We start from the raw sequence: 1,247 nt of genomic DNA, 5'->3' as shown, positions 1-1,247 counted from the left end.
GGGTTGGTGGTCGGGGCTTCGTTCACTACGGTGCTCATGGGGTCACCACTGTCCTGTCTCGACGCGAATGGCCACTTCGCAGTCGTCAAAAATTTCGAGTTTGGCAATCTTCACGCGCACGCCCAGCACGCCGGGCAGTTGCATCAGGCGGTTGGCCAGCTTGCCGATCAAGCTCTCCAGCAGGTTCACATGCTCTGCGGTGCACTCGTCGATGATGATCTGGCGCACACGGCGGTAGTCCAGCACATGGCCGATGTCGTCGTCGCGCGGTGCCAGCGGCTGCACGCCCAGGCTCAGTTCGGCATCGACCTGGATGGGTTGCGGGTCGGTCTTTTCGTGGTCGAGGATGCCCAGGTTGGCATCGAAGCGCAAACCGGTGAGCGTCAGGATCTGCGTGCCAGTCATCTGGGAAGGGGTCTGTGTCATGGTGGGGGCTCGTTGTGTGCGCAAGCGCTGAGCTCACATCAACGAGAAATCGCGGTCAAACTTCATCAGGTGCTGGCCGCCATCGACCAGCAGCGTGGTGCCGGTGATGGAACGGTTCTCCAGCGCAAACTTCACCGTGGCGGCCACGTCCTCGGCGGTGGAAGAGCGGCCCAGGGGGCTGAGGGAATGCAGCTGCGCGAACTTTTCGTCGCTCAGCATATGGCTGGTCAGTGTGAGGCCGGGCGCCACGCCCACCACACGCACGCGCGGCGCCAGGGCCAGCGCCAGCATGGTGCCGGCGGCTTCCAGCGCGGCCTTGGAGAGCGTGTAGCTCATGAAGTCGGGGTTCTGGTTCCAGAGCTTCTGGTCCAGCAGGTTGACCACGGCGCCCTGCGCGTCGGCCTCACCCGCCGCCACCCGGTCGGCCACATGCTGGTGCAGGGCCTGGGCCAGCAGCACGGGGGCCGCGGTGTTGCTGCGCAGATGCTTTTCGAGCGCGGCAAAGCCAAAGGTCTCTACGTTGTCGTGCTCGAACAGGGAGGCGCTGTTGACCACAGCATCCACATGGCCAAAGTGCGCCACCACGCGGGGCAGCAGGCCGCGCACGGCGGCTTCGTCATCAAAATCGGCCTCAAAATGGGCGCTTGCGCTAGTCAATCTTGCACATTCAGCTACTGTATTGATAGCATCTTGCGCTGACGAGCGGTAGTGCACCGCCACCTGCCAGCCGCCGGCAGCCAGGGCCAGCGCAATGCTGCGACCCAGGCGCTTGGCGGCACCGGTCACCAGCACGGTGCGGGGGCGGTGGGGAAGGGAAGGGG

2 protein-coding genes are annotated in these 1,247 nt (G+C 64.6%); both read right to left on the bottom strand.

Annotated elements, in window-relative coordinates; all coding sequences use genetic code 11:
- Positions 1-42: 42 nt before the first annotated feature.
- Positions 43-426 carry a dihydroneopterin aldolase gene (locus DBR23_RS10930; RefSeq protein WP_192420890.1) on the bottom strand — a complete coding sequence of 128 codons (384 nt, stop codon included), beginning with the start codon at positions 424-426 and terminating at the stop codon, positions 43-45.
- 33 nt (positions 427-459) lie between these two features.
- Positions 460-1,247 (bottom strand): SDR family oxidoreductase (locus tag DBR23_RS10925; protein WP_369882102.1); only part of this gene is annotated, 788 nt, incomplete at its 5' end.

The organism is Acidovorax sp. HMWF018 (assembly GCF_003061035.1).
Classification (GTDB): Bacteria; Pseudomonadota; Gammaproteobacteria; order Burkholderiales; family Burkholderiaceae_C; genus Acidovorax; species Acidovorax delafieldii.
This window is presented reverse-complemented; position numbering and strand designations above follow the sequence as displayed.

Bases quoted from the DNA above. Each gene is read 5' to 3' on its own strand.
- DBR23_RS10930 (WP_192420890.1), bottom strand. From the start codon at position 426: ATGACACAGACCCCTTCCCAGATGACTGGCACGCAGATCCTGACGCTC.